The organism is Streptomyces sp. NPDC090442 (genome assembly GCF_044769405.1).
GTDB lineage: Bacteria > Actinomycetota > Actinomycetes > Streptomycetales > Streptomycetaceae > Streptomyces.
Map to the genome: position 1 here is coordinate 1 of NZ_JBIVXW010000161.1, position 5601 is coordinate 5601.

5 protein-coding genes are annotated in these 5601 nt (G+C 65.7%); 3 read left to right on the forward strand and 2 right to left on the reverse strand.

Features of this window, described 5'->3' with window-relative positions:
* Positions 1–213: 213 nt before the first annotated feature.
* The gene (locus ACIQU6_RS43595; RefSeq protein WP_403488114.1) at positions 214–1770 is read right to left on the reverse strand and encodes an alanine/glycine:cation symporter family protein; all 1557 of its coding nucleotides are present in this window, start codon (positions 1768–1770) and stop codon (positions 214–216) included.
* 190 nt (positions 1771–1960) lie between these two features.
* A complete protein-coding gene (locus tag ACIQU6_RS43600) occupies positions 1961–2416 on the reverse strand; it encodes an ATP-binding protein (protein ID WP_403488116.1) in 456 nt (151 codons plus the stop codon).
* Positions 2417–2964: 548 nt separating this feature from the next.
* Here ACIQU6_RS43600 and ACIQU6_RS43605 point away from each other — a divergent pair.
* From ACIQU6_RS43605 to ACIQU6_RS43615, 3 genes are all read left to right on the forward strand, one after another.
* The gene (locus ACIQU6_RS43605) at positions 2965–3951 is read left to right on the forward strand and encodes a sensor histidine kinase (RefSeq protein ID WP_403488118.1); all 987 of its coding nucleotides are present in this window, start codon (positions 2965–2967) and stop codon (positions 3949–3951) included.
* A gap of 4 nt (positions 3952–3955) precedes the next feature.
* Positions 3956–4597: a response regulator gene (locus tag ACIQU6_RS43610; RefSeq protein WP_403488120.1), complete on the forward strand. Its 642-nt coding sequence runs from the start codon at positions 3956–3958 to the stop codon at positions 4595–4597.
* A 283-nt stretch (positions 4598–4880) separates the two neighbouring features.
* The gene (locus ACIQU6_RS43615; RefSeq protein ID WP_403488122.1) at positions 4881–5291 is read left to right on the forward strand and encodes an SSI family serine proteinase inhibitor; all 411 of its coding nucleotides are present in this window, start codon (positions 4881–4883) and stop codon (positions 5289–5291) included.
* The last annotated feature ends 310 nt before the right edge of the window (positions 5292–5601 follow it).

Genomic DNA, 5601 nt, shown 5'->3' on the forward strand with positions numbered 1-5601 from the left:
GGCCCCACCTTGTTGATGGCTGCCTCCCACCCACCGGCCTGATCATGGACCAGGCCGCGAACAGCCCACCGGACACTACGAGTTCAACCTGAGTAGTAGTGGCGATGCTATGACGCCAAGCGTCAACCTTTGACTGTCACATCAGCCTACCGAGCAGGGCTGCCTTCGTGATCAAGAGAACCGGGCCTGTGAATAACCCTCCTGCTGGGGCATTCAGTCGGCCCGGGCTGGCACGTCTTTCTTGTCCGTCTCTGCCGGACCAGCATCAGCGTTCGGGGCGAGCTTGCCGCTGCGGACCAGCGTGAGGAAGGAGCTGAGTTCCTTCTTGACCACGGGAGCCAGCAGGTAGAGGCCGGTGATGTTGATGACGGCGAGCAGGAAGAGCACCGCGTCGGCCATGTCTATCAGGGAGGTCAGGGACAGCAGCGAGCCCAGCGCGACGAATGCCGTGTAGGTGGCCTTGTAGGTGAGCTCGCTGGCGCGGCTGCGCCCGAACAGGTAGGTCCACGCTTTGAGTCCGTAATATCCCCACGTGATGATCGTCGAGAAGGCGAACAGGAGCACCGCGACGGTCAGGATGTAGGGGAACCAGGGCATGACCGTGGCGAACGCGTCCGAGGTGATGGTCACGCCTTCGGGCGACGCACCGGACTCGGCTGCGTTGGATCGGGCCGTGTCCCACGTGGGGGTGGAGGCGATGACGATCGTCAGGGCCGTCATCGTGCAGACGATGACGGTGTCGATGAACGGCTCGAGCAGTGCCACCAGGCCCTCGGTGACGGGGTGGCGGGTCTTGACGGCTGAGTGGGCGATGGGCGCGGATCCGGTGCCGGCCTCGTTGGAGAATGCTGCTCGCTTGAATCCGACGATGAGTGCGCCGATGACGCCGCCTGACACGCCTTCGGGGGAGAAGGCGCCTCCGACGATGGTGGCTACGGCGGCCGGCACCGCGCTGACGTTGACCAGGATGACGACGAGGCAGGCCAGGATGTAGGTGCCTGCCATGAGGGGCACGAGTCGGACGGTGACCTTGGTGATGGACCGGATTCCGCCGAGGAGGACGAGTCCGGTCAGTCCGGCCAGCAGGATGCCGAAGATCAGGGCTCCGGAGGAGGAGCCCAGGAGGCCGACGTCGCCGCCTGTGACGGATTTGAGCTGCGAGAAGCTCTGGTTTGCTTGGAAGAGGTTGCCGCCGAACAGCCCGAAGAACAGCAGGGCGATGGAGGCGGCGACGGCGAGCACCTTGCCGACGCCCGCCATGCCGCGATCGGCAAGTCCCTTGCGTAGATAGTGCATCGGGCCGCCAGAGACCGTGCCGTCCTCGTGGACTTCCCGGTACTTGACGCCGAGGGTGCATTCCACGAACTTCGTGGCCATGCCGAGGAAGCCGCACAGGATCATCCAGAAGGTGGCTCCGGGGCCGCCGATGGTCACGGCAACCGCGACACCGGCGATGTTGCCCAGTCCGACCGTTCCGGACACGGCTGCGGTCAGGGCCTGGAAGTGGCTGACCTCTCCCGGATCATCGCTCTTGGAGTATTTTCCGCGCACCAGGTCGACGGCGAGGCGTATGCCCTTGAGTTGTATGAACCCGAACCAGAGGGTGAAGACGGCTCCTGCGACGACCAGCCAGGCGACGATCCAGGGGAACGCCATGCCGAAGAGTGTGACTTCGCCGAAGACGAATCCCGCGAGCTTCTCGGCGATGGGGTTGAAGACTCCGTTGACGGTGTTCTCGATGCCGGAGGTGAGGGAGTCCAGAGCAGACATGAGCAATCTCCTCAGGCGTCAACGGCTGTATGCCGACAGGAGGTTCGGCTGTCAGGACGGCATCTGGAAGTCAGCGGGATACCAGACGCCCGCAGGCGGTGTGACATGTGAACTCCTGTGTCGGTTGATCTGGTGCCTGCAGAGCCGGAAGGCCGTACAGAAACAGAGCAGAGGTTTGAAAGGCGCCTGTTCACGCGTGCTGCGGAACGGACAGGTCGCACCAGACCTGCTTGTGCCGACCCTGATGCCGGACCGCGCCCCATGCGCGGCTCAAGGCCGCCACGATGCCCAGGCCTCGGCCGCATTCGCGCAGCGGCTCGTCCGCACGGCCGGCCCTTGCCGCGCCGAGAATTGGCAGGTTCGGTCCGGTGTCGTGTGCGCTCACGCGGAGAACTCCTGGCTCCTCGGCTGTCGGCGGCACGATGTCCAAGGTCACCGCAGTGAGGTGTCCGCCGTGTTCCACGGCGTTGGCCCCCAGTTCCGCGAGGACCAGTTCGGCATTGTCGACGAAATCGTCATCGCAACCACGCTCGAAGAGCCACTGCCGGGCCTTGAGGCGGACGTCGCGTAGAGGCTGCTCACCGAACGACTGCCGAGTCCAGGTGACTGTGTGGCAACTGTTGACCCGAAGGGGGGTCGTGGGCATGGCTCCGGCTCCTTTCCGCAGAACGTCCGGTCTCGTTGGCTCTTGAGAGGCCGGACACCTCAGCCGGTCTTCCCTGCCGCTACGGCCGAGAAGTCATGTGCCAACGACAGCAGAGAATCTGCGGGGAGATCGACCCCCCAAATGAGAGGGGGAAGGCAGACGAAAGTCGGCCTACCGGGCAACGGAATGCATGAAGGTGAACACTGTGCGTCATACACAAAGGGAGGATCGGTATCGATGGTTGATCATCGCGGAAGTGGATGATTCCTTCCGGAAAGAGCCTCGCTGGCATTCCGCTAGCCTTCCCGGCCTCGTAGGATTTCCTCGTGGATTCCACGGCACTTCACAACTCCGACTCACGACAGGTGCGCCGTTGGCGTCCTTCCTCAACGGATGTCGCACTGGCTCTGGCAGCCGCCACTTACGGCGTCGGCGACTCCCTGGTTCACCCGGCCAGCGGCCTGCTGACGGGCAGGCCGCAATGGGCGGCCCTCGTCGCAGGTGTGGTCGGCCTGCTCGTGCTGTGGCGTCGCCGCTTCACACGATCCGTGTCCGTCATCGTCCTCGTCGCCCATGTGCTGTGCTACGCACCCGGTGCGTTGGCGGTCATGATCTACACCTTGGCTGGTCTCTACCGGCGTCCGGTACAGCTGATCGTCGTGGGTGTGAGTGCACTGGCGGCCGAGTTGGCGGCCGACGAACTGGCTGGTGCCGGGCAGGACCTCGTGCACGCCGTGCCCTTCGTGGCGGCCCCGCTCGTGATGGGCCTGTACGTGGCCACCCGGCACCGGCTGTTCGCCACGATGCAGGAACGGGCCGCAGCGCTGGAGAGCCGGCAAGTTCTGCTCGAAGCACGGGCGAAGGCCGAAGAACGCACCCGGATCGCACGGGAACTCCACGACGTGGTCGGCCACCGCGTCAGCCACGTTGTCCTGGCCGCCGGTGCCCTTCAGGTCGGCGCCGACCGGGGTGCCGACTGGGTCCGCGAGGAGGCCGAACACATCCGCAGCGCCGGCGTCCAGGCGCTGGTGGAACTGCGCGACCTCCTCGGTGTCCTCACCGACAGCGAGCGCGGCACGGCCCCCCTTGAGCCCACCCCGTCCACGGCCGAACTCGACGTACTCGTCGCCGACTGCCGCCGCTTGGGCATGGGCATCACCCTGAACCGGCGCGGCTCGCTGGAGTCTCTTCCTGCCGCCGTCCAACTTGCCGTCTATCGCGTCCTCCAAGAGTCCTTCACCAATGCGTTGCGACACTCACCTGGCGCTGCTGTTACGGCCGAGGTGACCGACGACGGTCGGGTCGTCCGGATCCTCGTCGCCAACGGCGTGGCCACCGAGAGCCCTGCCGACAGCTTGCCGTCCGCAGGTCACGGGCTGCTCGGCTTGGCCGAGCGGCTGCGCCTGCTGGGCGGAACGTTCGAAGCGGGCCCCCGGTGCGACGGCGGGTTCCGTGTCCGCGCCGGTATCCCACACTCCCCTGCCCAGACCGCACCGTCCAAACCGCACGTTCCTTCGGAGTCCCCCCTTGATTAGAGTCATGATCGTCGATGACGAGCCGTTTGTGCGGCACGGCTTGCGCACGATCCTCGAGGCCGACCCAGGCATCGAGATCGTCGCCGAGGCCGCCGACGGACAAGCTGCGGTCGAGGCGGCCGAGATCCACGCCTGCGACGTCGCTCTCGTCGACATCCGCATGCCCCGCATGGACGGCATCGCCGCCACACGCCGGCTCATAACGATGCCCGCTCCCCCGGCCATCATCATCCTGACGACCTTCCGGTTCGACGAGTATGTGACCGAGGCGCTGCATGCGGGAGCAGTCGGATTCCTCCTCAAGGACACCCCGCCCGCCGACATCGTCCAGGCCGTCCTCACGGTCGCCTCGGGACATGCCTTGCTCTCCCCCGCAGTGACCCGGCACGTCATCGATATCCTCCTGCAGCGCCACCGGGGGCTGACCGGGCAGGAGCGCGCACGCATCGAATCGCTGACCGCACGGGAGCACGAGGTCTTTCTCTTGGTCGGTCAGGGCCTGTCGAACGCCGACATCGCCCGCTCCCTGTCCGCCAGCGAGGCAACCGTGAAGATGCACGTCAGCCGGATCCTGGCCAAGCTGCAGGTCGACAACCGTGTCCAGGCCGCTCTGCTAGCACATCAGGCGCCCCCGGCCGCCGACTGACGCGCGCCCCGGCAGGCACAGCGCAAAGGCCGTCGTGCCCCACGGTGAGCTGCTGCTCGATGGCCTGCCAGGCCCCTTGGCCAGCGGTGTGGCTATCGCCTCCCCGTCACCGTCGGCGGTCCGCAGCGCGGCCTCTTGGCCACATTGAATCATCTTTAGATGTTTTTGTTCGATTTCTCTCGACAGGTAACTGGCTGGATGGTTTGATCTTCGTCGTCCGTGATCTTCCGATTCCGGAGTACGAGTCGAGCGGGGCTGGTTGACGGCTCCGCGAGGAGGTTCCATGTCTGTGCGTCGCACCAGAGTTGCGCGCTCCATAACGTTGCTCACTACGACGGCTGCGGCCCTCGCACTGGCCGCCCCGGCTATGGCTGCTCCGGCCACTGCCCCGTCGGCTGAGTTGGGCATGCTGGTCTTCCACGGGGACGACATCCGTGGGCACTACCTCGAGTGTGCCCCGGACGGCGGTACGCACCCGGATGCCCGTACGGCGTGCGACAAGCTGCGCGAGGTGGACGGCAATCTGCTGACGCTCCGCCCGGGATCTCACCCCTCCTGCCAGGAGCCCGAGAGCGACCCTGTCGACATCGAGATCATGGGCAGGTGGAATGGCATGATCACCGTCTTCAACGAGCGGTACCCGAACCGCGCTTGCGCGAAGGCATCCGCAGGCATGGTTGTTCCGATCCACTAGCGGCAGGGACTGTGTTGGGGATGCCGACGGGGCCGGCGATGGCGCACGTCGTGTGAAGATGCTTGGTGCGTCGGCGGGTTCTACAAGGGCAGTGGTCTCGATGCCGGTGCGGATCGCGTAGCGATCCTGGCACTGTCCGGTGCACTGATCGCGCGTGCGGATCTCGCACGACGCCTGGACACCAGGCCGGGGGCGTGGGCTGTCCGAGGCGGCGGTGAGTGAGTGTTTTTGATCGCTTGATCTTTCGAGTAGCTGGTTTCTTGAGGGCGTTCGGAGTGCGGCAGGGTGGCGGCACGGAGCCGAACAACCT

What these genes read in the sequence shown, in the direction of transcription:
- ACIQU6_RS43595 (WP_403488114.1), bottom strand. Translation starts at nt 1,770, where the DNA reads ATGTCTGCTCTGGACTCCCTCACCTCCGGCATCGAGAACACCGTCAAC.
- ACIQU6_RS43600 (WP_403488116.1), bottom strand. Translation starts at nt 2,416, where the DNA reads ATGCCCACGACCCCCCTTCGGGTCAACAGTTGCCACACAGTCACCTGG.
- ACIQU6_RS43610 (WP_403488120.1), top strand. Translation starts at nt 3,956, where the DNA reads ATGATCGTCGATGACGAGCCGTTTGTGCGGCACGGCTTGCGCACGATC.
- ACIQU6_RS43615 (WP_403488122.1), top strand. Translation starts at nt 4,881, where the DNA reads ATGTCTGTGCGTCGCACCAGAGTTGCGCGCTCCATAACGTTGCTCACT.